We start from the raw sequence: 23,320 nt of genomic DNA, 5'->3' as shown, positions 1-23,320 counted from the left end.
GCCCTCCATCGGGGGTGCGCAACGTCGTGCGCGGGATGGGCGTCGTCCCGGTCAGGGCCGGCGCCGGGGGCCGGGGGCCGTGGACTCGGCAGCGGTGTCGGTCCCGGTGCCGGCGGCGAGCAGCTGCATCGCGGTCGCACGCGTGCCGGCCACATGACGGCGGGCGATCCGTTCCGCCGCGTCCGCGTCGCCGCTCCGGATCGCCTCGTAGAGCAGTTCGTGCTCACCGCACATCACGGGGCCGTCGCCCGGCTCGGAGGTGAGGCTGAAGAGCCGGCGCAGCCGGCCGTCGAGCGGTGCCATCAGACCCTGGAGCAGCGGGTTGCCGGACATGACGACGATCTGCTGATGGAAGTCGGCGTGGACCGAGCCCAGTTCACGGGTCCGGCGGGAGGAGTCGGCGGCGCGGCGGGCCCGGTCCAGGAGCTTTTCCAGGGTGCGCAGGCCGGCCCGGTCGGCGCGGCGGGCGGCCAGCGAGGCGGCCAGCGCCTCCAGGTGTTCCCGGATGTCGAAGAAGTCCGCGGCCTCGGCCGGGCCGAGCGGGGCGACGAACGCGCCCTTGCGCGCCTGCACCGCGATGAACCCCTCGGTCTCCAGCCGCTGGATGGCCTCCCGTACGGGGATGCGGGACACCCCCAGCTCGTCGGCGAGTTCCCGTTCGACGATCCGGTGCCCGGAGGGATGACGGCCGTCGATGATCCTCTCGCGCAGCTCCACATAGACCCGGTCGCGCAGCGACTGATGTGCCGCACCGATGGTGCCGGTAGCGGTGAGGCCGGCGGTTCGGCTGCTGCTCATGGACTCGCTTCCTGCCCGTCGGAGCCGGTCTCTTCCGGCTCCCGTGCCGCGATCATCGCAGATTCCGGAAACCTTCCGTACCCCCTTGCCTGGTATTCGGTATACCAGATAGCTTGAGCGCCGCGCCCAGTCGGGCCGCCCCTGAACTGGTCTTTTCCGCTGACCCATGCCTGGAGCAGGCATCGGCTTCGGCGCCCAGCCGCCCGTTCGCACCTGAGGAACCACCGATGACGCAACCCTCGACGGCCGTCCCGCCGCCCGCCTCTCCCGCCGTTCCCGGCCCCGCCGCGCAAGCGGATCCCGCCCCGCTGTCCGGCGGGCCTTCGGGAAGCCTCGCCAAGGGGCAGATCGGCACCTTCGATCTGGTCTTCTTCGTGGTGGCGGCGGCCGCGCCGCTGACCGTGCTGGCCGGGGTCGCGCCGTTCGCCATCGGGATCGGCGGCCCGGGTACCCCGCTCGGCTATCTGGTCTCCGGCGCGCTGCTGGTGCTGTTCGCCGCCGGGTTCACCGCGATGAGCCGCTATGTGCGCAATGCCGGGGCCTTCTACGCGTACGTGGCACGGGGGCTCGGCCGCACCCTCGGCGTCGCCACGGCCTACCTGGCGACGCTCTCGTACAACCTCATCGCCCCCGGCGTCGCCGCCGGGTTCGGCTACTTCGCCTCGACGACCCTGAGCGATCTCACCGGTGCGCAACTGCCCTGGTGGCCGCTGTCAACCCTCTGTGTGCTGGGCACCGGGGTACTGGGCTGGCTGCGGGTCACGCTGAGCGCGAAGGTGCTGGGGGTGGCGCTGGTGCTGGAGGTCCTGGTGCTGCTGGTGATGGATGCCGGGGTGCTGGCGGACCGGGGGACCGCGGCCCTGGACATCACGTCCTTCGATCCGTCCGTGCTGTCCTCCTCGGGCGGCATGGCGGGGATGTTCGTCCTGGTCATCGGCGCGTTCACGGGCTTCGAGGCGACCGCGATCTATGCCGAGGAGGCGCGCGACCCGGAACGCACCGTGCCCCGTGCCACGTTCATCGCCATCGGGTTCCTGGCGCTGTTCTACGCCGCCGGGGTGTGGATCCTGATGGGCGGCTTCGGTACGGACAGGTCCGTCGCGATGGCCCGGTCCTCGGACGGCCCGCAGCTGACGTTCCACGCGGCCGACCGGTTCGTCGGCCCCTGGCTCGCAGACTCCATGCATGTGCTGATCGTGGTCAGCGCGTTCGCCGCCACCCTCGCCTTCCACAATGCCGCTGCCCGCTATCTCTACGCCCTGGGCCGCGAGGGTCTGCTGCCGCGCCGGCTGGGCCGGGTCTCGGCCCGGCAGGGTTCACCGGTGACGGCGGTCGTCGCGCAGACCGTCTTCGGCCTGGTGATCGTGGTGGGCGGTGCGCTGATCGACGCGGATCCGTACGCCGAGATCTTCCTGTGGACCAACAGCACCGGCGTGCTCGGCATCATGATCATGCAGGCGCTGGCCGCGCTCGCCGTGTGCTTCTTCTTCCGCCGGGACCGGCGCTCCCTGTCGGTCTGGCGGGTCGCGGTCGCACCGCTGATCGCCTTCGTGGGGCTCGCGGTCCTGTCGGTGCTCGCGACGCTCCATTTCGACCTGCTCACCGGGCGCACGGGGGCGGTCAACGTGGCGCTGCTGGTGCCGCTGCCGGTGGTGCTCGTGGCCGGGCTCCTGGTGGCCCTGCGCATCCGGCGCGCCGACCCCGGCCGGTATGCCCGGCTCACCGAGGTGGACGTCGAGCGGGACTGAGCGCCGCGCCGGAGCGGGGGCGGCCGGCGTTGCCGCCCCCGGCACGGTCAGCCCTGCGCGTCGTACCCGGCACGGTCACCCCTGCACGTCGCCCCGGCCCGGTCAGTCCTGCGTGTCGTCCCCGCGGAGCCGGGCGTGGAGGTGCATGTCGTGCCAGCCGTCGGCGTGGAGGAGGGACCGGCGCCGAGTGCCCTCCAGGGCGAAGCCCGCCTTGGCCGCCACCCGGCAGGAGGGCCCGTTCCGCACGGAGTGCGCGAGTTCGATCCGCTCGAACCCGATCTCGTCGAAGGTCCAGCGTGCGAGCGCCGAGACGGCGCGGGGCGCCACGCCCCGTCCACGGGCGGCCGGCAACACCCAGTAGGAGCATTCCGCCATGCCCATCGCCATCATCAGGGACCGGAGCGAGACCCGGCCGAGCACTTCACCGGCCCCGTCGCCCGCTCCCCCGGGATGTACGACGGCCCAGTGAGCTCCGGTCCGGCCGCGCCAGGCGTCCTGCCACTGCCCGATCCAGTCGCGCGCCTCGTCCACGCTGTCGGCCCGGCGCAGATGCCAGTGCTGGATCGCCGGATCGGAGAAGGCCGCCACGACCGCCGGTGCGTCCTCGGACCGCCACGGGCGCAGCAACAGGTCGTCCGCGACGGTGAGCACCGGTTGTTCGAGGTCCGCGAGGCGACCCGGAGGGATGTGGGGCGGCACCAGGTACGGCATGGGCGCATCATGGCACGGGGGCGGCCCCCCGCTCGGGCAGCGCTCCTCGCCCTGGGCGTATTGCCCTGTGAGGTTGGGGACGCGGCTGGCGGGCGGTTGGCCTGCGAGTGCGGTGTGCCCACGGTCGTGATGGTAGGTGTGCAGCGTGGCCGACGTGATTTCGGTGCTTGGGCAGGTCTGACTCCCGACGCGGCGGTCGGGTTCATTCGGGTTCTTTCGGGTTCCTTCGAGATCTTTCGGGTCGTGGGCGGACGGGGGTATGCCGGGAGAGGAAGTGGCCGAATCCGGTGGCCTTGCCGCACCGGATCTGGTCGCTCGCGGTGTTGGCACCGGCGTTGCCAGGACGCAGTCGGCCCGACAGCGCCTCACCGGTGTCGGCCAGGAAGCACAGCAGGGGGTGGAAGACGAAGCCGCCCTTGCGTGTCGGCGCGGCCTGCTCCTTCTCGGAGTGGCAAGTGATCAGCGTGGCGCGGCCCGGACCGCGGGTATGCCCCCATCTTGCTCGGCGGCCTGCATCCAGGCGACTTCCCGAGCTCGGGCACGCGTCGAGCGCAGAGAAACCAGTGTCCTCCCCTCGGCGTCGGCGAGCAGTCGCCAGGCCGTCGGTGTCGCGGCAACCGAACCGAACACCCCTGCCTGGTCCCGCAGTACGGCCAGGTCCGCGATGGCCTCACCGCCGTCGGCGAGCATCACCGCCAGGTCGGTGGCGATCCGGCCCAGATCGTGCCCAGTCCCGCGCTCGGGCCGAAGCGGCCCGAGCGCGGTGGAGTACGCGACGGTGGGCCCGGTGGCATCAGCGATATCCGCCAGTATCCGTACCCCGGCATGACCGACAGAACCCCTTAGCAAGGTTCATCGTCCCAGGTCAGGAAGGCACTTTCACGTTTCCGCCCCAACAGCCGCCGTACTGGCGCTGATCACGCTGCCCCGTCGGGGATCGCCGAGATCCCCGACTGTGAGGATGAGGCGGCACCGCTCGAGGGTCTGACCCGATCCCCGATTGACGCTTCGGCTGTCCTCACTCTGAATCGTCGGCCTTCCGAGCGGTGCCAATGCGTGTACCGGCCGGAGATCGTGACCTCATAGAAGCTTGACCCAAAGCGGTCCCATCACAGTCGTGTCCGTCTGCCGGCCGGTGCGCGCGAGCCCACTCGCCGCGCACGGAAGGAACCCGGCCACCATGTCACAGCCGATCGAGGTGATCGGCGGGATCGACACCCACACCGATCTCCACCAGGCCGCCGTCATCGACACCATCGGCCGACACCTGGCCACCGAGGCGTTCCCCACAACGCCCAAGGGCTACCGAGACCTGCTGGAATGGCTGCGCTCCCACGGCCAAGTACTGGTCGTGGGCATGGAGGGCACAGGCTCCTTCGGTGCCGAACTTTCCCGCTATCTCCATACCAACCAGATCACTGTCATCGAGGTGGACCGACCCGACCGTCGTGCTCGTCGCGCGGCTGGGAAGTCCGACCCCATTGATGCCTACGCCGCCGCCACCGCGGTACTCGCCGGCCGCGCCACAGGCACCCCGAAGCACCGCGATGGCACGGTCGAGGCAATCCGCGGACTGCGCGTGGTACGCGCCAGCGCCGTCAAGGCCCGCACTCAGACCATCAACCAGATCAAATCACTGATCATCACCGCGCCCGCTGCGGTACGCGAAGCACTACGCTCGCTGACCACCACCGAGCTGGTCCGGCGGCTGGCCGCCAGCCGTCCGGGCATCGACCTGGCTGCCCCGGCCACAGCCGTCAAACTGGCCCTCAAGCGTCTGGCCAAGCGCTACCGGCACTTGAGCGAGGAGATAGCAGACGCGGACGCCGACCTGCGCGTCCTGATCACTCGCACCGCCCCCGGCCTGCTCGCGCTGCCGGGCGTCGGGACCGAGACCGCCGGGCAGCTACTGGTCACCGCCGGCGACAACCCCGACAGGCTCGCTTCAGAGGCCTCATTCGCCCACTTGTGCGCCGCCTCACCCGTGCCAGCCTCATCCGGGCGCACAGACCGCCACCGACTCAACCGTGGTGGAGACCGCCAGGCCAACCGTGCGCTGCACACAATCGTGCTGGTCCGCATGCGTCACGACCCGCGCACCCGCGACTACGTCGCACGACGCACCCTCGAAGGACTCAAGACGAAGGACATCTTTAGATGCCTCAAGCACTTCGTCGCGCGAGAGGTCTACCGCCACCTCACCAGCGCATTCACCGGCGCACCCGGGCCGTCTTCTGCAGCTTGACGATCTATAGAAGCTTCAGAGTCAAGCCTCAGCCGCCCCGCCGGTCAGCCAGCCTGTTCGTCGGTCGCCTGGACGTGGTCGGCGATGCCGACGACCAGGACCCGGGTGTCCGGTTCGATGGGCCGCCACCGATGGACGAGGCCACCCGCGCAGTAGAGCGTGTCGCCCTGTTCCAGGCGGTAGAAATTGCCGTCCGCCTCGACCTCTGCCGAGCCGTCGGCCACGTACAGAATCTCGTCGTTGCGGTGCCGGAACTCCCGCCCCCAGTCGTGCGCACCGGTGAACTCCAGGGCGTGCAGCCGCTGATGACCCCGGACCAATGGGCGCATCCGGCCGTCGCTCTCGCCCTCGGCCCCGGTCTCGCGCACGGCGGCGGAGCTGTGGCGCACCACGTCGACGGGGCGCGGGGCCTCGGCCGTGGAGAGCAGCTGGACCGCGCTCGTGCCGAGCGCGTCGGCGATCCGCTGGAGGGAACCCATGCTCGGCCGGGAGCGGCCGTTCTCGATCTGGCTGAGGAAGGGGACGGAGAGTCCGGCCCGCCCCGCGACCTCCGCGAGGGTCATCTCCAGGGCGCGGCGCCGTCGGCGAATACCCGGGCCGACCAGTGGGGTGTCCGCCTCGCTCATCTCACTCACTCCGTGTCCTGCGTGCCACACACCACAACCGGCGGGGGAGATAGCAGCCTACCGGCCCGGTTAACCTTTTAAGTCCCACCTAAAAAAGTTAACCGGGAGGATCGATCCATGCCCCTCGTGGACCAGAACCAGCGACGACGTCGCGGCACGGGCCTCATGGCCCTGGACGAGGACGCCAGCTACGGCGGGTACACCCTCTTCGCCCCGCTGACCGGCAGCGGCGAGGTCTACCTCATCGACATGCGCGGTGCGGTCGTCCACCAGTGGAACCTCCCCTACCGCCCCGGCCGGCACGCCCGGATCCTGCCCAACGGCAATCTGGCGTACAGCGGTGTCCTCCCGGACGAACCGGCTCTCTTCCCGATGTGGCACAAGTACCGCGGCGGGATCATGCAGGAGATCACCCCCGACGGCACAGTGGTGCGCGAGCACCGCGACCGCTACCAGCACCACGACGCGTACCACTACGGCGACGGCCGCCTCCTCTTCTCCGCCCTGGAGCCGCTGACCGGCGAGGCCGCCGCCGCGGTCAGGGGCGGTGTGCCCGGCTCGGAGCCCGGTGGCACGGTGTGGGCGGACACCATCGTGGAGGTGGACGCCGAGGGCAACACGGTGTGGGAGTGGAAGGTCTCCGAGCACCTGGACCGCGACGCGTTCCCGCTGCACCCCGACTACTCGCGCGAGCACTACCCGCTGATCAACAGCGTGCTGCCGACCAGTGACGGCAACATCCTGGCGAGCTTCCGCTCCGTCTCGGCCGTCGTCGTCATCAGCCGTGAGACCGGCGAGATCATCTGGCGCAGCGAGCCCGGTGCCGTATCGCAGCAGCACTGCCCGACCGAGCTGGAGAACGGCAACTTCCTGGTCTTCGACAACGGCGTCTTCCGCCCGCACTGGGACGTCCCGTTCAGCCGCGTCATCGAGATCGAGCGCGCGAGTGGCACCATTGTGTGGCAGTACCACGACCCGGCGCGCGAGTCATTCTTCGCTCCGTTCATGGGCAGCGCCCAGCGTCTGCCCAACGGCAACACGCTCGTGACGGACTCCCCCGCCGGCCGCCTCTTCGAGGTGACCGCGGACGGATATCTGTGCTGGGAGTACGTCGTGCCGTTCTTCGGCGGCTACCAGGAAGAAGAAGTGCGCAAGCTGTTCCCGTCGGAACCCAACGCCGTGTTCCGCTCCTACCGTTACTCGGCCCAGGAGCTCCCCTGGCTCGACGTCCCGAAGGGCTGAGCCGGACCATGGCTTCCCCCGTCCCCGACACCGCCGCCCACGTCGCACCGGTCGACGAGTGGCTCCCCCTCCCCCGGCTGGCGCCCCTGGCGTTCCAGCATCTGCTCGCCGGGATCGCCGCACCCGTCTCCTCGGTGATCCTGATCGGCACCACGCTCTCGCTGTCGGCGTCCCAGACGGCTTCGCTGCTCAGCGCGACGCTGGTGCTGTGCGGTGTCGGGGCGCTGCTCCAGTCGCTGGGCATCAGGCCGCTGCGCATCGGCGCCCGGCTTCCGTTCCTGATGCTGCCGGGCGGCGCGGCGGTGGCGATCTTCCTCCAGGTGGCAAAGGAGCACGGACCGGCCACCGCGTCCGGTTCGGTGCTGATCGCCGCGGTCTTCCTGATTCTCGTGCTGCCGCTGTACGGGCGTCTGGTGCGGTTCTTCCCGCCTCTGGTGATGGGGACCACGGTGGTCCTGATCGGCATCAACATGATCAAGATCACCGCGCCGATGATCGCCTCGGGGCCGGGGCTCGGCTTCGCGACGCTCGGCATCACCGCGCTGTTCTTCCTTGTCATGCGCGGCGTGTGGCGGCAGATGTCGGTGCTGTTCGGCCTCGTGGGCGGCACGCTCGTCGCCGCGGTCGGCGGCACGGCGTTCCACCTGGCGCACGGCAGCACGTTCGCGATGCCCGACCCGTTCCCGTACGGCACCCCGCATTTCGATCTGCTGGCCGCCGTGCCGCTGCTGGTCTTCGCGCTCGCCTCGCTCGCCGAGGCCACCGGCCAGACCGTGCTGAACAGCGAGGCCGTGGGCCGTACGCCGGACGCCGCGCGTGACGTGCCGCGGATCTCCCGGGCCGACGCGGTGACCTCGCTGGGGGCCGGGGTCTTCGGTACGTCGCTGATGGTGACGAGCGCCGAGAACATCGGCATCGTCCAGCTCACCCGGGTCCGCAGCCGTTTCGTCACGGCGGGCGCGGGGGTGCTGCTGATCGTCTGCGGTCTGATCACACCGCTGACCCGGCTGCTCGCGGCCATCCCGGAGCCGGTGGTCGGAGCCGCGGGGCTGATCATCTACGCGGTGATCGCGACGATGGGGTTCGGCATGCTCAGCCGCGAGAACCTCAGCCACGGCACCAACGGCATCGTGGTCGCACTGGCGCTCTGCGTCGGTCTGCTGCCGGTCTTCGCGCCGGAGATGTACGCGGGCCTGCCCGTGTGGGCCCGCACGATCTTCGGCAGCGGCGTCGCCGCCGGGGCGCTGGCCGCGGTGGTCCTCGCGGCGGTGTTCGGGCGGCTCGGCCCGAAGGAGGAGCAGCCGCGGGAGGAGCCGACGGCGAAGGCCGAGGCGGAGCCCGGGGCGAAGGCCGAGGCGGAGCCCGGGGCGAAGGCCGAGGCCGGCTCCGCCCCGTAGCCGGCCCGTCGTCACACCGGGTGCCCCCTCGCACGGAAGCTCGTGCCGGGGGGCACCCGCACATCGTCCGCACCCGTCCCACCCCTCATTGAAAGTTCACACACCGCGTACGATGACGGCATGAACCGGCTGAGCGAACGGACCCACCGACATGTGCGGGGCATCCGCGCGTCGGCCGTGCTCGGCTGGCTGTTCGTGCTGCTCGCCATGGTCTCGTGCTGTTCGATCACAGCCCCGGCCGCGCACGGCTCCGGTGACCACCCGGCCGTCGCCCGCACCATCACGCCCACGCACCAGGCGCTCGCCCGGATCGTGGTGGCCGATTTCCCCGAGGACCGGGGTATGGGCAGTTCCTGTCACGGGACCTCCGAGCACTCCACCCCGGTCGTGCTGCCCGGCCAGAGCGCACCCGTGGCGCTCCCCGGTGGGACCGTCGTCGTTCCGGTCGCCCCGCTCACCGGCGCGGCCGCGATCCGCGGCCCGTCCAACGACGCCGTGCGGGACGTCGACCATCTCCGTCTGCAGGTTCAGCGGATCTAGAGGCAGGACCCGTTCCCCGGAACACCGGGGAACGGACTCCGCATGCCCTCAGCTCCATTTCTCCGTTGAACCGAAGGACCCCCCATGGCTTCCGCCAAACAGCAGAACACCTCTGCCTCCGCACGTCGCGCCAAGCTGGAGGAGGCCCGCCGCAAGGAGCGGGCCCGCGAGCGGCGCAGCCGCGTCATCACCATCACCGCGTCCGTCGCCGTGGTCGCCGCGCTCGTCGCGGGCGGCGGCTATCTGATGTCCGCCGCCGACGACAAGGACAGGGCCGGGACTGCGGCCAAGTCCTCTCCGGTGAAGGGCGAGCGGACCTGGGACAAGCTCACCCAGAACCACGTCGAGAAGCAGGTCGGCTACCCGATGAACCCGCCGGTCGGCGGCGATCACAACCCGATCTGGATGAACTGCAACGCCGACGTCTACACCAAGGCGATACCGAAGGAGAACGCCGTCCACTCCCTTGAGCACGGCGCGGTCTGGGTCACGTACACCAGCAAGGCGACCCCGGCCGACCTGGAGAAGCTCCGCGAGCGGGTCAGGTCGACGCCCTACTCCCTGATGAGCCCGGTCGAGGACCAGGCCGCCCCGCTGATGCTCAGCGCCTGGGGCAAGCAGGTCACGGTGGACGGCGCCGCCGACGCGCGCGTGGGGCAGTTCTTCACCAAGTACGTGCAGGGCCCGCAGACCCCGGAGCCGGGCGCGGCCTGCACGGGCGGGGTCGCCCAGTGACTTCCGCGATCCGCTCCTCGCGTCCGATGGTGCTGGCCGGCGGCGCGGTGCTGCTGCTGGCGGTGGGCCTGGTCGCGCTCATGCTCGTGCGGCCGTCCTCGTCCGCCGGCTCCGCCTCCGTCGCGGCCGCTCCCTCGGACACGTCGGTCGACGTCGGGTTCGCCCGTGACATGTCGGTCCACCATCAGCAGGCGGTCGAGATGTCGTTCATCGTGCGGGACCGCACCTCCGACGAGGCGGTGCGCCGGCTCGCGTACGACATCATCAACACACAGGCCAATCAGCGGGGCATGATGCTCGGCTGGCTGGAGACGTGGGGCCGGGCGAAGTCCTCCTCGGCCGTGCCCATGAAGTGGATGAACCACCCCTTCACCCCGAGGGGCGACGGTTCGCTGATGCCCGGCATGGCGACCGACACCGAACTCGAAGCACTGCGGGCGGCGAAGGGCCGGGACGCCGAGGTGCTGTTCCTGAAGCTGATGACCCCGCACCACCGGGCCGGGGTGGAGATGGCTCGGGCCGCGGCCGGCTCGGCGGACACGGACGAGATCAGGAACCTGGCGGCGGGGATGGTGCGCGGCCAGCAGTCGGAGATCGCACTGATGGCGGACATGCTCAAGGAGCGCGGCTCGACGGGCTGACCGCCACCCGGCGGGCCGGACTCTCCGACGGCCGGAAAGTCCGGCCCGCCGGGTCGCACAAGGGATCGCATAGGCTCGGCTCCGACATGAAGAGCAACGTCACACCGCTGGGGCCCAAGGCCGACAAGGACACTGTGCGCCGGAGCAACCTCAGCCTGGTGCTGCGGGCCGTCCGCGACGAGGCCGAGGGCGGGGCGACCAGGGCCGGGGTCGCCGCACGGGTGGGGCTTACCCGGGCCGCGGTGTCCTCGCTGGTCGAGCAGTTGCTCGACACCGGTTTCCTCACCGAGTCCGGCAAGACGTTCAGCGGGCAGGCGGGCCGCCCCGGGACCGCGCTCAAGGTGGCGCGCACCGGGCCCGCCGGGCTCGGTGTGGAGATCAACGTCGACTATGTGTCGGTGTGCGTCGTCGACCTGGCCGGCACCGGACGCGTCCGGCTCACCGAGCACCTCGACAACCGCGGCGCACCCCCCGAGGAGGTCCTGGCGCGGGCCGCCGGCATCGCCGCCCGCACCCTGGAGTCGGCCCGCGAGCAGGAGCTCCTGCCGGTCGGGGTGGCGCTCGCCCTGCCCGGACTGGTCTCCGGCGGCACGGTGCGCCAGGCGCCCAACCTGGGCTGGAACCGGGTGCCTGCCGAGGAGCTCTTCGCGGCCGCGCTGGCCGGAGCCCGCCCCGGTCACCCGGCGCTGACGGTGACCTCCGAGAACGAGGCCAATCTGGCGGCGCTGGCCGAGCTCTGGTTCGGCGGACTCGACGACCTGCGCAGCTTCGTCTATCTGACCGGCGAGATCGGTGTCGGCGGCGCACTGGTCGTCGACGGTGAACTGCTGCGCGGGGCGCACGGATTCGCCGGCGAGATCGGGCATGTGGTGGTGGACGCCGAGGGGCCTCGGTGCCGGTGCGGCTCGCGCGGCTGTCTGGAGCAGTACGCGGGTCAGTCGGCGCTGCTGCGGGCCGCCGGGGTGGCGGAGTCCGGCAGCGGCGCCGGGGTGGCCGAGCTGGAACGGCGCGCCCGCGCGGGGGACGAACGGGCGGTGGCCGCGGTCGCGGAGGCCGGCCGGATGCTGGGGCGGGTGCTGTCGGGGGCGGTGAATCTGCTCGATCCGGACGCGGTGGTGCTCGGCGGGATCTACCGGAACCTGATGCCGTGGCTGTCGCCGCCCGCCGACCAGGAGCTGACCGGCCGTGTGGTGTCGGGGCTCTGGTCCGCGGGGAGCGGGCGGCTGCGTGCCTCGTCCGTCGCCGGTGACGCGGCCCGGGGCGCCGCGGCGCTGGTGCTTACGGGGGTGCTGGCCGATCCGGTGGCGTACGCGGGCCGCCCGGCCGGCTGAGCGGCCGGGCGGTTCCCGGGGTCAGCGGACCCCGAGCAGGTGGTCCATCGCCAGCTGGTCCAGGGCCTCGAACGCCATCCCCCGTTCCGCCGCCGCCGTCACGTCGAACTCCTCGTACGCCGACCGGTCGGCCAGCAGTCCGGCGACGCCGTCCTCGGCGGTGCGACGGGCCAGTTCGTCGAGCCGGGACGCGCGCAGCGCCTCCTGGACGGCGGGGTCGGCCCGGAAGGCGGCGGCGCGCTCCTTGAGGATCAGGTAGTTGCGCATGCAGCCCGCGGCCGAGGCCCAGACCCCGTCGTGGTCCTCGGTCCGCGGCGGCTTGAAGTCGAAGTGCCTCGGGCCCGTGTATCCGGCGGTCTCCAGCAGGTCGACGAGCCAGAACGCCTGGCGCAGATCCCCGGCGCCGAACCGGAGGTCCTGGTCGTACTTGATGCCGGTCTGACCGTTCAGATCGATGTGGAAGAGCTTGCCCGCCCACAGGGCCTGCGCGATGCCGTGCGGGAAGTTCAGCCCGGCCATCTGCTCGTGCCCGGTCTCCGGGTTGACGCCGACCAGCTCCGGGCGCTCCAGCCGCTCGATGAAGGCGAGGGCGTGGCCGATGGTGGGGAGCAGGATGTCGCCGCGCGGCTCGTTCGGCTTGGGCTCGATGGCGAACCTCAGGTCGTAGCCCTGCTCGGTGACGTATGCGCCGAGCAGGTCGAAGGCTTCCTTCATCCGGTCCAGGGCGAGCCGGATGTCCTTGGCGGCGCCGGACTCGGAGCCCTCGCGGCCGCCCCAGGCGACGTAGGTGGTGGCGCCGAGCTCGACGGCGAGGTCGATGTTGCGCAGCGTCTTGCGCAGGGCGTAGCGGCGTACGTCGCGGTCGTTGGCGGTGAACGCGCCGTCCTTGAACACCGGGTGGGTGAACAGGTTCGTCGTCGCCATGGGGACGACGAGACCGGCCGCGTCCAGCGCCTGCCGGAACCGCTTCACGATTCCTTCGCGCTCGCTGTCCGTGGAGCCGAACGGAATCAGGTCGTCGTCGTGGAACGTCACACCGTACGCGCCCAGCTCCGCGAGCCGCCGCACGGATTCGGCCGGGTCGATCGCCGCGCGGGTCGCGTCGCCGAACGGGTCGCGTCCCTGCCAGCCCACCGTCCAGAGTCCGAAGGTGAACCGGTCCTCGGGGGTGGGCGTGAAGCGTTCCGTCATCGTCTGGCCGCCTTCGGTGCTGTCGGGCCCGGGGTCGGTCGAGCCCTCGGACCTTATTTGTTCACTGTCATTACTAATGATGCATGGTCGACCTCTGCCGCGTAACCCCTCACGCGCCACTGTTCGGCGGGGGCCCGGTCACGTATTTTGTTTGGCGCACCACCGAAATCGGCAGTGCCCTCCGCACGGGGCCGCAGCACAGGAATGAGGGCGCCATGCCGCCGCGTACCGTCGTCATCGGCGTGGACAGCTCCACCCAGTCCACCAAGGCCGTCTTCGTCGACGCCACGAGCGGGCGGCTGCTCGCCGTCGGCCGCGCGCCGCATGTGGTCCGGGGCGGGGCGGGGGCCCGCGAGAGCGATCCGGAGGTGTGGTGGCAGGCACTGCGCGGCGCCGTCGCCGCCGGGCTGAAGGAGTCCGGGGCCGCCGCGTCGGCGGTGACCGGCATCGCGGTCGCCGGGCAGCAGCACGGACTGGTGGTCCTGGACCGTTCGGGCCGTCCGCTGCGCCCCGCGATGCTGTGGAACGACACCCGTTCCGCCCCGCAGGCCGCCGCACTCACCGAGGCACTCGGCGGCCCGGACGCCTGGACGGCACGGACCGGGTCGGTGCCGGTGGCCGCCGTCACCGCGTCGAAGTGGCGGTGGCTGCGGGAGAACGAGCCGCACACCGCCGCCGCGACCGCGGCCGTACGTCTGCCCCACGACTTCCTGACCGAACGGCTCACGGGCACCGCAGCCACCGACCCCGGCGACGCCTCGGGCACCGGGTGGTACTCCACCGCGACCGGCTCCTACGACCCCGGGCTCCTCGAACTCCTCGGCCTGGACGCCTCGTTGCTCCCCGAGGTGGCCCGGACCGGCGCGACCCGCGTCGGCTCGCTCACCGCGGCGGCGGCCGAGGCGCTCGGGCTGCCCGTCACGACCGCGGTGGCCGCGGGCACCGGTGACAACATGAGCGCCGCCGTCGGCCTCGGACTGGGCGGCGCCGGTCTCCTCGACCACCCCGTCCTCAGCCTCGGCACCTCGGGCACGGTCTTCGCGGCGTCCCGGACCCGGCCGGCGTCCCCGGCGCTCTCCGGCTTCGCCGCGACGGACGGCACCTATCTCCCGCTGGCCTGCACCCTCAACTGCACGCTGGCCGTGGACAAGGTCGCCGCACTGCTCGGCCTGGACCGCGACGACACCTCCCCCGGCGGCGAAGCGGTGTTCCTGCCCTACCTCGACGGCGAGCGCACCCCCGACCTGCCCGCCGCCGCCGGGCTGCTCACCGGCCTCCGGCACGACACCACACCCCGTCAGCTCCTCGGTGCCGCCTACGAGGGCGCCGTGGTCACCGTGCTGCGCGCCCTGGATGAACTCCTGCGGGCCTGCGGCCTCGACCCGGCCGACCCCGGGGTGGCCGGCCGCCCGCTGCGGCTGATCGGCGGCGGCGCCCGGGGCCGGGCCTGGGTGGAGACGGTACGGCGGCTCTCCGGGCGGCCCGTGATCGTGCCCGGGGCCGGCGAGCCGGTGGCGCTGGGCGCCGCCGCACTGGCCGCGGCCGCGGCCACCGGCGCGGACCCGGTCGCGACCGCCGCCGGCTGGAGCAGCGGCGAGGACGTCCGGCTGCCGCCCGTCCGGCGGGACTCGGCCGCCTGGGAGCGGGTCGGGTCGGTGCTGGAGCGGGCCTCGGGGCCCCTGCTCGGCGGTTTCTGACCGTTCCCCAGCAGCCTGCGGACCGGTTTGGGGTAGTGCGGCGATCTTCACTAGTATCCGGCGATGATCATAAGAAAAAGGCTGACGGCCGGGGTGGGCATCCTGCTCGCCACCCTGACCGCCGGGCTCGGCACGGCGCTCCCCGCCGCAGCCGACGAAGCCCCCGCCAAAGCCTCCCCCAAGGTCGAGCTGGTGCTCGACGTCAGCGGCTCCATGCGGACCCGCGACATCGACGGCCAGTCCCGGATGACGGCCGCCAAGCAGGCGTTCAACGAGGTGCTGGACGCGGTGCCCGAGCAGGTGGAGCTCGGCATCCGGACGCTCGGCGCCGACTATCCGGGCAACGACCGCAAGGTCGGCTGCAAGGACACCAAGCAGCTCTACCCGGTCGGCCCGCTGGACCGCACCGAGGCGAAGACCGCGGTCGCCACCCTGGCCCCCACCGGGTGGACCCCGATCGGCCCGGCCCTGCTGGGCGCCGCCGACGACCTCGAAGGCGGTGACTCCACCCGCCGGATCGTACTGATCAGTGACGGCGAGGACACCTGCGGCCCGCTCGACCCGTGCGAGGTGGCACGTGACATCGCGGCCCGCGGCATCCACCTCGTCATCGACACCCTCGGACTGGTGCCGAACGCGAAGATCCGCGAGCAGCTGACCTGCATCGCCGAGGCCACCGGCGGCACCTACACCGCGGTCCAGCACACCGATGAACTCTCCGGCCGGGTCAAGCAGTTGGTGGACCGGGCCGCCGAGCCCGTCGTCACCCCGGTGGCGACCGAGGGCGCGAACAGCTGCTCCGCGGCGCCGCAGCTCAAGGCCGGCCTGTACACCGACCGCGAGAAGTTCGGCGAGCACCGCTGGTACCGGGTGGATGTGCTGCCCGGCCAGGAACTGCGCGCCTCGGTCAGCGTCTTCGCCGACCGTGCCGTGAACAACGACTACGGCGTGCTGCTGCGCGCGCTGACCGTGCACGGCCGGGAAATCGTGCGCGGCTCGGAGTCGGGCACCGGCCGCACCGACGCGATCTCCTCCGGCCTGCGCTACCCCAAGGCCGAACAGGACGACACGGACGGCGATGAGAAGCCGGCCGCCGAGACCGTGTGTCTCCAGGTCGGCAATTCCTTCTCGGCCCCCGCCTCGGTGAAGACCTCGCCCGGCATGCCGGTCGAGCTGACCGTGGACCTGGTGGACTCCCCGGACGAAGCCGCCGATGTGGCCGCGTTCGGGCTCGGCCGCGGCTGGTGGCTGCTGGGTGTGCTGGTGCTCACCGGGCTGATCGCGGGCCTGGTCGTCGGCTGGGTCTCGCGCTGGCGCGTCGCCGTCTGGAGGACCAACTGATGCGTAGGACACGTGTATTCGCGGGCGCGCTGCTCACCGGGCTCGCCCTGCTGACCTCGGCGGGCGCCGCGGTGGCCGACGACCCGTCGGCGAGCCCGAGCCCGAGCGCCTCCGAGGACGGTGCCGGACCCACCGAGGCCGGCACCACCTTCCGTACGGCGACGGCCCTCCGGCAGAACCAGCTCGCCACCGCCGGGGCGTCCACGGGTGACTACCTGTACTGGGTGTTCCCCGCCGACGCGGGCCAGCGGGCCACCGTCAAGGCGAAGATCACCCTGCCGCCGAGCGCCTCCCGGCACGGCACGTCGGCGTGGCAGGTCGATGTGTACGACGGGCTGCGGCGCCGCCAGGCCTGCATGTACGGCCGTCAGACCGGCAAGGCCGCCGCCGACGCGTCGGCGGTCGAGCTGACCTGCGTACTGCGCACCGTCCGCGCCTGGTCCGAGCCCTGGGCCAACGACCCGCTGCCGGGCAGCTACTACGTACGGCTGACGGTCGTCGATCTGCCGTCGGCGGACCTCGGGCTTCCGGTGAAGACCGAGGTCGAGGTCACGGCGGCCGACAAGGGCGGCGCCGGCGATGTGGACGGCGCGCTCGCCGAGCCGCTGGTCCCCGGTGTGTCCTCCGTCGCGCAGGCCTCCGACGGCTCGTCCGACGGTGACGAGGACGGTTCGTCCAGGGTCTCGCTCGGCAGCGAGCCGGAGGACGGCTGGGCGTCGGGCTGGTGGACCGACCGCTGGCTGTGGACGGTCGGCGGCGGCGTACTCGGAGCGATCGCGGCCGTGTTCGGCTACTCCCTCACGCGCGGCAACGGCCGCCCGTCCAGGGTCCCGCCGGGCGTCTGACCCGCACACCCCGCCGGACGGGCCCCGCTCCCGGGGCCCGTCCGGCGGTGGCGCACAGCGACTACCCTCGACAACTCACGTACCGCACAAGGCCGATGACAGTTCCAGGGCCCGCGGTACCCCTGAAGTCAGGTCGCCGCGCACCGGACCGGTGCGCCACGAGGGAGCGGAGACATTCATGTCCACGGAGACCGGCCCGGCCATCGACGCCGAGCCGCGGAGCCACCGGATCGTGCCGGGCCCCAAGGGGCTGCCGTTCCTCGGGAACCTGCCGCAGTTCGGGAAGAACCCCCTCGCCTTCTTCGAGCGGCTGCGCTCCCACGGGGACATGGTGGGCTGGCGATTCGGCCCCAACTCCTGTGTGTACATAGCGGATCCGGACTGCATAGGCGAGCTGCTCACCGAGACGGAACGCTCCTTCGACCAGCCGGCCCTGGGAATCGCCTTCCGCACCGTGATGGGCAACGGCGTGGTGGTCGCCCGCGGCACGGACTGGCGGCGCAAGCGTTCGCTGGTGCAGCCCTCCGTACGTCCCAAGCAGGTGCGCTCGTACGCGGCGACGATGGCGAGCAGCACGGTGGAGCTGGCGGACACCTGGTCGGGCGGTGAACGCGTCGACATCAAGCGGGAGATGGCGGCGCTGACGCAGCGGATCGCGGTGCGCACCATCTTCGGTGTCGACACCGCGGCCGACGCCGAGGCGATGGGCCGGGCGATGGATGTGGCGCAGCAGGAGATCGGCAAGGAGTTCGCCGGGATCGGCGCGCTGCTGCCGGACTGGGTGCCGACCCCCGGCCGGGCCAGGATCAGGAAGGCCGCGGCGGTCATCGACGCCGAGGTCGGCCGGGTCGTCGCCCGTCACCGTGACGGCGGGGACGAGCGCCCCGATCTGCTGAGCCGGCTGCTGACGGCGGTCGACGAGACGGGTGAGCGCCTCACCGACCGGGAGATCCGCGACGAGACGGTCACGCTGTACATCGGCGGGCACGAGACGACCAGTTCCACACTGGTGTGGGCCTGGTATCTGCTGGCCCGCAATCCGCGGGTGCGTGCCGCGCTCGCCGAGGAGCTGGACCGGGTGCTCGGCGACCGGGAGCCGGGGTTCGACGACTACGCGCGGCTGACGTACACCCAGTCCGTGGTCAAGGAGACGCTGCGCCTCTACCCGACGATCTGGCTGGTCACCGGTGTCGCGAAGGCGGGTGCCCGGATCGGCGGTGTGCCGATGCCGGAGGGCACCCGGGTGTGGACCAGCCAGTGGGTGACTCAGCGCGACGCGCGGTGGTTCCCCGAGCCGGAGGAGTTCCGTCCCGAGCGGTGGGATCCGGAGCAGGGCGACAGCATCGCGGAATACGCCTGGTTCCCGTTCGGCGGGGGCCCCCGGGTCTGTCTGGGCACCCGGTTCGCAATGGTCGAGTCGGTGCTGATCCTGGCCGTGCTGGCCCGCCGCTTCGAGCTGGACGTGGACCCGGGTGTCATCGAGCCGGTCCCGTCGCTCACGCTGCAGCCCGACCGGGACGTGATGGCGACGGTCCGCCCCCGGTGAGGCTCGCGGGGCGGGCCCGGTGGCCGCTCCGGCCGCCCTCGGACCCGCCCCGTAGGCTGCCGTGGTCCGCAGCGCCGCACGCCCTCCGCGTCGGCCCGGTCCCCGGCCGAGGAGGCTGACACGCATGGGCGGTTCCGGCAGGCCCGGCCGGCGCAGGGCCGTGTCCGCCTCCCTGGTGTACACCGCACGCCCGCCGCGCGGCTCCGCCACCGCGTCCGGCCGCCGCCGGGACACGGTCCGCGGCTGCGGCTGCATGGCGGCCGTGGTGATCGGCATCGTCGTCCCGGCCATCGGGTCCACGCTCGGCGGCACCGGTCTGTGGAGGTGGGCGCGGGACAGCTTCCCGGGCGGGGGTTACGGCTTCGCGGTGGCTGTCGGCGCGCTGGTCCCGGTGACGTTCGCGGCCGGGGCGATCTCGGCCGCCACCGTCGGCCGGGCGGCGAGCAGGGCCCGTTCGGCGCTCGGGGCCGTCGCGGCGGTGCTGAGCTTCGCGCTGCTGATGCTGCTCGGCACGGCCTGCGTCGAGATGATGGGCCCCAGCCGCCGGCACCACGACCGGACGGGCGGCTGGGCCTACGAGCACTACGCCTGGGTCTGGGCCGTGGCACTGTCGGCGGGCCTCGTCACGGGCGCGCCGATGGTGGCCGCGTTCCTGCTGCGGGTCCGCGCCCGTGCGCAGCGGGACGGCCAGGCGGGAGCAGCGTAACCCTCCCGGCACCGGATACACCGAACCGATATGTCCGATCTGTCGCGGGGATCGGGTCGTACGGTTCACACTGTCCATGTCGGCTGCACCGGCCGACGGGCCGCCCGGCCGTATCCGCAGGCTGTCGATCCAACGGGAGAAGCACCATGCGTCTTGGCTCCGTTCTCACCGCCGCGCTCGCCGTCGCGGCCACCGTGCCGCTGACCGGCACCGCGGCGTCCGCGACGACCGGCACCGCGAGCCGCCTCGCGACCTGCCAGGAGAAGGCCCTCTCCGTGCACGCCGCACCCGGCGGACAGCGGAACGTGGCCCGGATCGACGTCGTCAACAACGGCAGCCGGACCTGTGTGGTGGACCGGATCCCGACCATCACCTTCCGGGGCCTCGACGGCTCCGCCGAGGCCGTCCCGCCCGCCGGGAGCGGTCCCTACGAGCTGTCCCCGGGCGAGCGGGCGTACGCCGCCGTACGGACCGCGGACCCGGCGGCTGCCGGGGGACACGTCGTCGGCAGCCTCTCGGTGGCGGCGGACCCCTCCCATCTGGGCGTCGCCTTCCGCGCGGCCGCCGTGGGCATGCCGGAGGGGGTCCATGTGTGGATTCCGGTTACCACCCTGTGGCAGGAGTCGCGGGCGGCGGCGGACAGCGCGCTGGCGGACGCGCTGGGGTGAGGCTCGGCTACAGTCCGTAGCTCGTGCCGCCGACGGTGCGCCGCGGGTCGGGGGCGGTCGTCGCGCACAGCGGGCCGGCCTCGAAACCGGCATTGACCAGGGACGTGGCCCGGCCTGCGGAGTCCACCAGCTTCAGGGCGTGCCACCGCGGCAGCCAGAACACCCGTCCGCGGTGGGCCGTGAGCAGTTCGGTGAGGGCCGCCGGGGCGTGTGTCCACACCCTCGGCAGTTCCTCGGCGTGGTCGAAGGCGGCGCGCAGTTCGAACCAGCCGTCGGCGCCGACGTCACCGGAGGTGAGCAGCAGCTCCACGGCCTGGCCGGGCTCCTGGTGGCACTTCTTGGTGTGGATCCAGTGGACGTGGTGACCGGGGCCGTAGCTGGTGCAGCCGTCGTTCTGGACGAGGTGGGGGAGCATGGTGTTCCGTCTTCCCGAGATCATGGACCCCAGGTGCGCCGCCCCGATGGTCCGCTGTTCCCCGCGCGCTGCGCACGGGGCCGGTCGTCACCCGGAGCACCCGCAGCGGAGCGGGGTGCCGTCCAGTTAGCCGGGGCTGTGCACTGGAACTCATGACCTGCGGGAACTGTATCCCACGGACGGCGGTGCCCGACGGGGGGTCAGGTGCTCAGCCGTGCAGCAGTACGGGGAAGGCCTCCATGTCGTTCTGCGTCATCACCGGCAGCCTGCGGACCTCCTCGTCCGGGACGGCCGCCCGCAGTGCCGGGAAGCGTGCGAAGAGTGCCGGCAGGGCGATGGCAGCCTCCACGCGGGAGAGCGCCGCTCCGGGGCAGATGTGCGGGCCGTGGCCGAAGGTCATGTGGCGGATCGGAGTCGACCGGGTGATGTCGAAGGCGTCGGCGTCCGCCCCGTGCTGCTCGATGTCGCGGCCGATGGCTCGGTACGAGATCACCACCCCCTCGCCCTTCGCGATCACCTCGTCGCCCACCTGGATGTCCTGGGTGGCGAACCGCATCAGCAGATGGGTGGTGGGGGTATCCCAGCGCAGGGTCTCCTCGATCACCGTCTCCCACGGGATCTCACCGTCGAGGACGCGGCGGAGCTGGTCGGGGTGGGTGAGCAGGGCCCGGACGGCGTTGAGGATCAGCCCGATGGTGGTCTCGTGCCCGGCGGCCACCATGGCCTTGAGGTTGCCCGCCACCTCTTCCTCGGTGAGCGGTTCGCCGCCCTCCTCGGCCAGGATGAGCGCGCTGGTGAGGTCGTCGGTGGGACGCGCCTTCCTCTCCTGTACGAGAGCGGCGTAGAACACGTCCAGCTCGGCGAGCAGCGCCAGGCGTTCCTCCTGCGGGGTGAGCATGGAGAAGAACGCCTTGTACCGCTTCATCAGCATGGGGTGCTCGGCCTCGTCCACACCCATCAGCATGCCGACGACGCGCATCGGCAGCGGCTGGGCGAACCCGGACTTGAGGTCGACCACACCGTTCTCGCTCCTGCCGCTCTCCTCGTCGAGCGCGTCGAGCAGTTCCTCGGTGAACTTCTCGATGTCCGGGCGGATCTCCTCCAGCCGGCGCGGGGTGAGTGCCTGGGAGGTCTTGGTGCGCAGCCGTCGGTGCTCGGCGCCGTCCACGGTGAACATGGAGCGACCGGCGTCGATCATGCCGATCAGCGGCCACTCGTGGGTGACCTCGCCGCGCTGCCAGAGCCCCCAGGCTTCGAGGTCCTTGACCAGGCGGGGGTCGACGAGGAGTTGGCGGGCCAGCGCGTGCCGGGTGACGGTCAGGGCCGGAACGCCGAGCAGTTCGATCCTGGCGAGCGGACCGGCATCGCGCAGTCGCGCCGTCTCTCCGTCCAGGTCCTGGACCAGCGGGTCGAGGACGACGGGAGCGCCGCTCGAAGCGGCACCCCGGGCAGCGGCGTGCGGGCAGTTCACGACGGGACTCCTGTCGGACGGACGGGGGCGAACCGGACGGGCAGCGCGGTCATGCCCCGCAGGAAGGCGGACTGCCGCCGGACCAACTCAGCGACCGGTACGGAGAGTTCCAGGTCGGGGAGCCGGTCGAGCAGCACCTCGATGCCGGTGCGGGCGATGATTTCGGCGATCTCCTGCGCGGGAAAGGGACAGCGGTACTCGCCGTGGCTGAACGCCAGGTGGGCGCTGTTGCCGCGCTGACCGGACGGTCCGCCCGAGGCGGAGAGGTGCTGGCGGATGTGCGGATCGGCGTTGGCCGCGCCCAGGCCCAGCAGCAGCATGTCCCCGGCCCGGATGCCGCGGCCTCCCAGCCGGGTGTCGCGGGCCGCCCAGCGGCCGGCGAGGATCTGTGTCGGACCTTCCTCCCAGAGCACCTCGTTCATGGCTTCGGCGACGCTGTGCCGGCCGCCGGTGAGCGCCACGGCGAACTGGTCGTCGGTGAGCATCAGCCGGAGCGAGTTGCCGATCCAGTCGGCGGTGGTGAGGTGTCCCGCTGCCGTGATGGCCATCAGGTCGAGTACGTACTCCTCGTCGGTGAACTCCCCCGCGTACGCCAGCATGCGCGAGGTCACGTCGTTCCCGGGCATGGCCCGACGGGACGCCAGCAGCCGCCGCATGCTCTCGGCGAACCGCAGATGGGCCTCCTGCGCTCCCGGCCCGCCGTCGGCCAGGTCCCCGAGCACCTCGGCGATCCGCGGCCCGTCCGCGTCGGGGAATCCGACCAGGCGGGCGAGGACGAGCACCGGCAGCGGTACGGCGAAGTCGGCGATCAGGTCCGCCGTGCCCCGCCGGCAGAACCCGTCGACGAGGCGGTCCGCCAACTCCTCGCAGTCCCTGCGGAGTTCGAAGTGCTCGACCTCTTCGAGGGCCTGCCCGACCATCGCGGCGTGGCGTCGGTGCTCGGCGCCGGCGGTGAAGTAGACGGACGGCATCGGCCGGCCGACCATCGGCAGCAGCGGCCAGTCCTCGGGGATGTTCCCCCACTGGTTCCACAGCCCGACGTCCCTGGGGAACAACTCGCCGTTGCTGGTGACCTGGTGGAGTTCGCGGTAGCCGATGACCAGCCAGGCCGGTACCCCTCCGGGCAGTTCGACGGGCACCACGGGACCGTGTTCGCTCCGCATGGCGCGGTAGACGGCATGGGGTTCCGTGTGGAATCCGGGTCCGCTGAGGGGCACGGCGGAGCCCCCGGCGTTTGCCGGGCAGCGCCCGGTGCCGGGCGGCGGGGATGCGGTCGGGTGGCCGGACACCGCGGATGCGGGCGTCGTCATCGTACGGAATCTCCTGCGACGAAGGCTTCGCTCATAGCGGTGGTCGGTTGATCAACGCGCCTTCACTATAGGGAAATTCAGTGAGCCTTCGGACACTATTCGCGACCACTCTCACC

General features: G+C 71.9%; 21 protein-coding genes, 1 pseudogene and 1 riboswitch. Of the genes and pseudogenes, 14 read left to right on the top strand and 8 right to left on the bottom strand.

Translation table 11 applies throughout. The features are described from left to right. Positions 1–51 precede the first annotated feature (51 nt). A complete protein-coding gene (locus ABZ622_RS20975; RefSeq protein WP_360545217.1) occupies positions 52–798 on the bottom strand; it encodes a GntR family transcriptional regulator in 747 nt (248 codons plus the stop codon). 227 nt (positions 799–1,025) lie between these two features. Here ABZ622_RS20975 and ABZ622_RS20970 point away from each other — a divergent pair, with 227 nt between their 5' ends. Further along, on the top strand, positions 1,026–2,546 hold the full coding sequence (locus ABZ622_RS20970; protein ID WP_360545215.1) for an APC family permease: 1,521 nt from the start codon (positions 1,026–1,028) through the stop codon (positions 2,544–2,546). Positions 2,547–2,648: 102 nt separating this feature from the next. On the opposite strand, the gene ABZ622_RS20965 is transcribed toward ABZ622_RS20970, so the two are convergent. Together ABZ622_RS20965 and ABZ622_RS20960 are read right to left on the bottom strand one after the other, a co-directional pair. Further along, the gene (locus tag ABZ622_RS20965) at positions 2,649–3,257 is read right to left on the bottom strand and encodes a GNAT family N-acetyltransferase (RefSeq protein ID WP_360545447.1); all 609 of its coding nucleotides are present in this window, start codon (positions 3,255–3,257) and stop codon (positions 2,649–2,651) included. Positions 3,258–3,561: 304 nt separating this feature from the next. Beyond that, a pseudogene (locus ABZ622_RS20960) lies at positions 3,562–4,100 on the bottom strand (transposase); the annotation flags it as partial. 337 nt (positions 4,101–4,437) lie between these two features. Here ABZ622_RS20960 and ABZ622_RS20955 point away from each other — a divergent pair. After that, the gene (locus tag ABZ622_RS20955) at positions 4,438–5,502 is read left to right on the top strand and encodes an IS110 family transposase (RefSeq protein ID WP_360545213.1); all 1,065 of its coding nucleotides are present in this window, start codon (positions 4,438–4,440) and stop codon (positions 5,500–5,502) included. 44 nt (positions 5,503–5,546) lie between these two features. On the opposite strand, the gene ABZ622_RS20950 is transcribed toward ABZ622_RS20955, so the two are convergent. After that, positions 5,547–6,128: a helix-turn-helix domain-containing protein gene (locus ABZ622_RS20950; RefSeq protein WP_360545211.1), complete on the bottom strand. Its 582-nt coding sequence runs from the start codon at positions 6,126–6,128 to the stop codon at positions 5,547–5,549. 117 nt (positions 6,129–6,245) lie between these two features. Between ABZ622_RS20950 and ABZ622_RS20945 the strand changes: the two genes are divergently transcribed. The 6 genes from ABZ622_RS20945 to ABZ622_RS20920 all read left to right on the top strand — a co-directional run bounded on the left by ABZ622_RS20945 (position 6,246) and on the right by ABZ622_RS20920 (position 12,014). After that, a complete protein-coding gene (locus ABZ622_RS20945; protein ID WP_360545209.1) occupies positions 6,246–7,370 on the top strand; it encodes an aryl-sulfate sulfotransferase in 1,125 nt (374 codons plus the stop codon). 8 nt (positions 7,371–7,378) lie between these two features. After that, entirely contained in the window at positions 7,379–8,767 is a 1,389-nt protein-coding gene (locus ABZ622_RS20940) for a solute carrier family 23 protein (protein WP_360545206.1), read from the top strand. A 120-nt stretch (positions 8,768–8,887) separates the two neighbouring features. Then, positions 8,888–9,307 (top strand): hypothetical protein, encoded by a 420-nt coding sequence (locus tag ABZ622_RS20935; protein WP_360545204.1) that lies wholly within the window; start codon positions 8,888–8,890, stop codon positions 9,305–9,307. An 84-nt stretch (positions 9,308–9,391) separates the two neighbouring features. Next, positions 9,392–10,042 (top strand): DUF3105 domain-containing protein, encoded by a 651-nt coding sequence (locus ABZ622_RS20930; protein ID WP_360545202.1) that lies wholly within the window; start codon positions 9,392–9,394, stop codon positions 10,040–10,042. Next, entirely contained in the window at positions 10,039–10,683 is a 645-nt protein-coding gene (locus ABZ622_RS20925; protein WP_360545200.1) for a DUF305 domain-containing protein, read from the top strand. The genes ABZ622_RS20930 and ABZ622_RS20925 overlap by 4 nt, the downstream gene beginning before the upstream one ends. 86 nt (positions 10,684–10,769) lie before the next feature. Then, complete coding sequence (locus ABZ622_RS20920) at positions 10,770–12,014, top strand: ROK family protein (RefSeq protein ID WP_360545198.1); 1,245 nt, start codon at positions 10,770–10,772, stop codon at positions 12,012–12,014. Positions 12,015–12,035: 21 nt separating this feature from the next. Here ABZ622_RS20920 and xylA read toward each other — a convergent pair whose 3' ends face one another. Further along, complete coding sequence (gene xylA, locus ABZ622_RS20915; RefSeq protein WP_360545196.1) at positions 12,036–13,205, bottom strand: xylose isomerase; 1,170 nt, start codon at positions 13,203–13,205, stop codon at positions 12,036–12,038. Positions 13,206–13,420: 215 nt separating this feature from the next. Here xylA and xylB point away from each other — a divergent pair, with 215 nt between their 5' ends. From xylB to ABZ622_RS20885, 6 genes are all read left to right on the top strand, one after another. Next, the gene (xylB, locus tag ABZ622_RS20910; protein WP_360545194.1) at positions 13,421–14,902 is read left to right on the top strand and encodes a xylulokinase; all 1,482 of its coding nucleotides are present in this window, start codon (positions 13,421–13,423) and stop codon (positions 14,900–14,902) included. Positions 14,903–14,965: 63 nt separating this feature from the next. Next, positions 14,966–16,243: a VWA domain-containing protein gene (locus ABZ622_RS20905; protein ID WP_360545192.1), complete on the top strand. Its 1,278-nt coding sequence runs from the start codon at positions 14,966–14,968 to the stop codon at positions 16,241–16,243. After that, entirely contained in the window at positions 16,243–17,088 is an 846-nt protein-coding gene (locus ABZ622_RS20900; RefSeq protein WP_360545190.1) for a hypothetical protein, read from the top strand. The genes ABZ622_RS20905 and ABZ622_RS20900 overlap by 1 nt, the downstream gene beginning before the upstream one ends. A 178-nt stretch (positions 17,089–17,266) precedes the next feature. Further along, the gene (locus tag ABZ622_RS20895) at positions 17,267–18,634 is read left to right on the top strand and encodes a cytochrome P450 (protein WP_360545188.1); all 1,368 of its coding nucleotides are present in this window, start codon (positions 17,267–17,269) and stop codon (positions 18,632–18,634) included. A 124-nt stretch (positions 18,635–18,758) separates the two neighbouring features. Then, entirely contained in the window at positions 18,759–19,340 is a 582-nt protein-coding gene (locus ABZ622_RS20890; RefSeq protein WP_360545186.1) for a hypothetical protein, read from the top strand. Positions 19,341–19,486: 146 nt separating this feature from the next. Continuing rightward, positions 19,487–20,008 (top strand): DUF4232 domain-containing protein, encoded by a 522-nt coding sequence (locus ABZ622_RS20885; RefSeq protein ID WP_360545184.1) that lies wholly within the window; start codon positions 19,487–19,489, stop codon positions 20,006–20,008. A gap of 7 nt (positions 20,009–20,015) precedes the next feature. Here ABZ622_RS20885 and ABZ622_RS20880 read toward each other — a convergent pair whose 3' ends face one another. The 3 genes from ABZ622_RS20880 to ABZ622_RS20870 form a co-directional block, all read right to left on the bottom strand. Then, positions 20,016–20,423, bottom strand: coding sequence for a hypothetical protein (locus ABZ622_RS20880; protein WP_360545182.1), 408 nt, complete (start codon positions 20,421–20,423; stop codon positions 20,016–20,018). A gap of 48 nt (positions 20,424–20,471) precedes the next feature. After that, positions 20,472–20,581: riboswitch (SAM riboswitch) on the bottom strand. Between the two features lie 50 nt (positions 20,582–20,631). Further along, positions 20,632–21,894, bottom strand: a complete 1,263-nt coding sequence (locus ABZ622_RS20875; RefSeq protein WP_360545180.1) for a cytochrome P450 — start codon at positions 21,892–21,894, stop codon at positions 20,632–20,634. Then, the gene (locus tag ABZ622_RS20870; protein WP_360545178.1) at positions 21,891–23,204 is read right to left on the bottom strand and encodes a cytochrome P450; all 1,314 of its coding nucleotides are present in this window, start codon (positions 23,202–23,204) and stop codon (positions 21,891–21,893) included. Before ABZ622_RS20870 ends, ABZ622_RS20875 begins: the two co-directional genes overlap by 4 nt. Between the last annotated feature and the right edge of the window lie 116 nt (positions 23,205–23,320).

The sequence above is a fragment of the Streptomyces sp. NPDC007164 genome (assembly GCF_040634135.1).
Taxonomy (GTDB): domain Bacteria; phylum Actinomycetota; class Actinomycetes; order Streptomycetales; family Streptomycetaceae; genus Streptomyces; species Streptomyces sanglieri.
This window is presented reverse-complemented; position numbering and strand designations above follow the sequence as displayed.

Excerpts from the sequence above, each read along its gene's own strand:
- ABZ622_RS20870 (WP_360545178.1), bottom strand. The coding sequence starts at position 23,204 with ATGACGACGCCCGCATCCGCGGTGTCCGGCCACCCGACCGCATCCCCG.
- ABZ622_RS20890 (WP_360545186.1), top strand. The coding sequence starts at position 18,759 with ATGGGCGGTTCCGGCAGGCCCGGCCGGCGCAGGGCCGTGTCCGCCTCC.
- ABZ622_RS20940 (WP_360545206.1), top strand. The coding sequence starts at position 7,379 with ATGGCTTCCCCCGTCCCCGACACCGCCGCCCACGTCGCACCGGTCGAC.
- ABZ622_RS20895 (WP_360545188.1), top strand. The coding sequence starts at position 17,267 with ATGTCCACGGAGACCGGCCCGGCCATCGACGCCGAGCCGCGGAGCCAC.
- ABZ622_RS20920 (WP_360545198.1), top strand. The coding sequence starts at position 10,770 with ATGAAGAGCAACGTCACACCGCTGGGGCCCAAGGCCGACAAGGACACT.
- ABZ622_RS20950 (WP_360545211.1), bottom strand. The coding sequence starts at position 6,128 with ATGAGCGAGGCGGACACCCCACTGGTCGGCCCGGGTATTCGCCGACGG.
- ABZ622_RS20905 (WP_360545192.1), top strand. The coding sequence starts at position 14,966 with ATGATCATAAGAAAAAGGCTGACGGCCGGGGTGGGCATCCTGCTCGCC.
- xylA (WP_360545196.1), bottom strand. The coding sequence starts at position 13,205 with ATGACGGAACGCTTCACGCCCACCCCCGAGGACCGGTTCACCTTCGGA.
- ABZ622_RS20965 (WP_360545447.1), bottom strand. The coding sequence starts at position 3,257 with ATGCCGTACCTGGTGCCGCCCCACATCCCTCCGGGTCGCCTCGCGGAC.
- ABZ622_RS20935 (WP_360545204.1), top strand. The coding sequence starts at position 8,888 with ATGAACCGGCTGAGCGAACGGACCCACCGACATGTGCGGGGCATCCGC.
- ABZ622_RS20955 (WP_360545213.1), top strand. The coding sequence starts at position 4,438 with ATGTCACAGCCGATCGAGGTGATCGGCGGGATCGACACCCACACCGAT.
- ABZ622_RS20930 (WP_360545202.1), top strand. The coding sequence starts at position 9,392 with ATGGCTTCCGCCAAACAGCAGAACACCTCTGCCTCCGCACGTCGCGCC.
- ABZ622_RS20900 (WP_360545190.1), top strand. The coding sequence starts at position 16,243 with ATGCGTAGGACACGTGTATTCGCGGGCGCGCTGCTCACCGGGCTCGCC.
- ABZ622_RS20975 (WP_360545217.1), bottom strand. The coding sequence starts at position 798 with ATGAGCAGCAGCCGAACCGCCGGCCTCACCGCTACCGGCACCATCGGT.
- ABZ622_RS20970 (WP_360545215.1), top strand. The coding sequence starts at position 1,026 with ATGACGCAACCCTCGACGGCCGTCCCGCCGCCCGCCTCTCCCGCCGTT.
- xylB (WP_360545194.1), top strand. The coding sequence starts at position 13,421 with ATGCCGCCGCGTACCGTCGTCATCGGCGTGGACAGCTCCACCCAGTCC.
- ABZ622_RS20945 (WP_360545209.1), top strand. The coding sequence starts at position 6,246 with ATGCCCCTCGTGGACCAGAACCAGCGACGACGTCGCGGCACGGGCCTC.
- ABZ622_RS20880 (WP_360545182.1), bottom strand. The coding sequence starts at position 20,423 with ATGCTCCCCCACCTCGTCCAGAACGACGGCTGCACCAGCTACGGCCCC.
- ABZ622_RS20885 (WP_360545184.1), top strand. The coding sequence starts at position 19,487 with ATGCGTCTTGGCTCCGTTCTCACCGCCGCGCTCGCCGTCGCGGCCACC.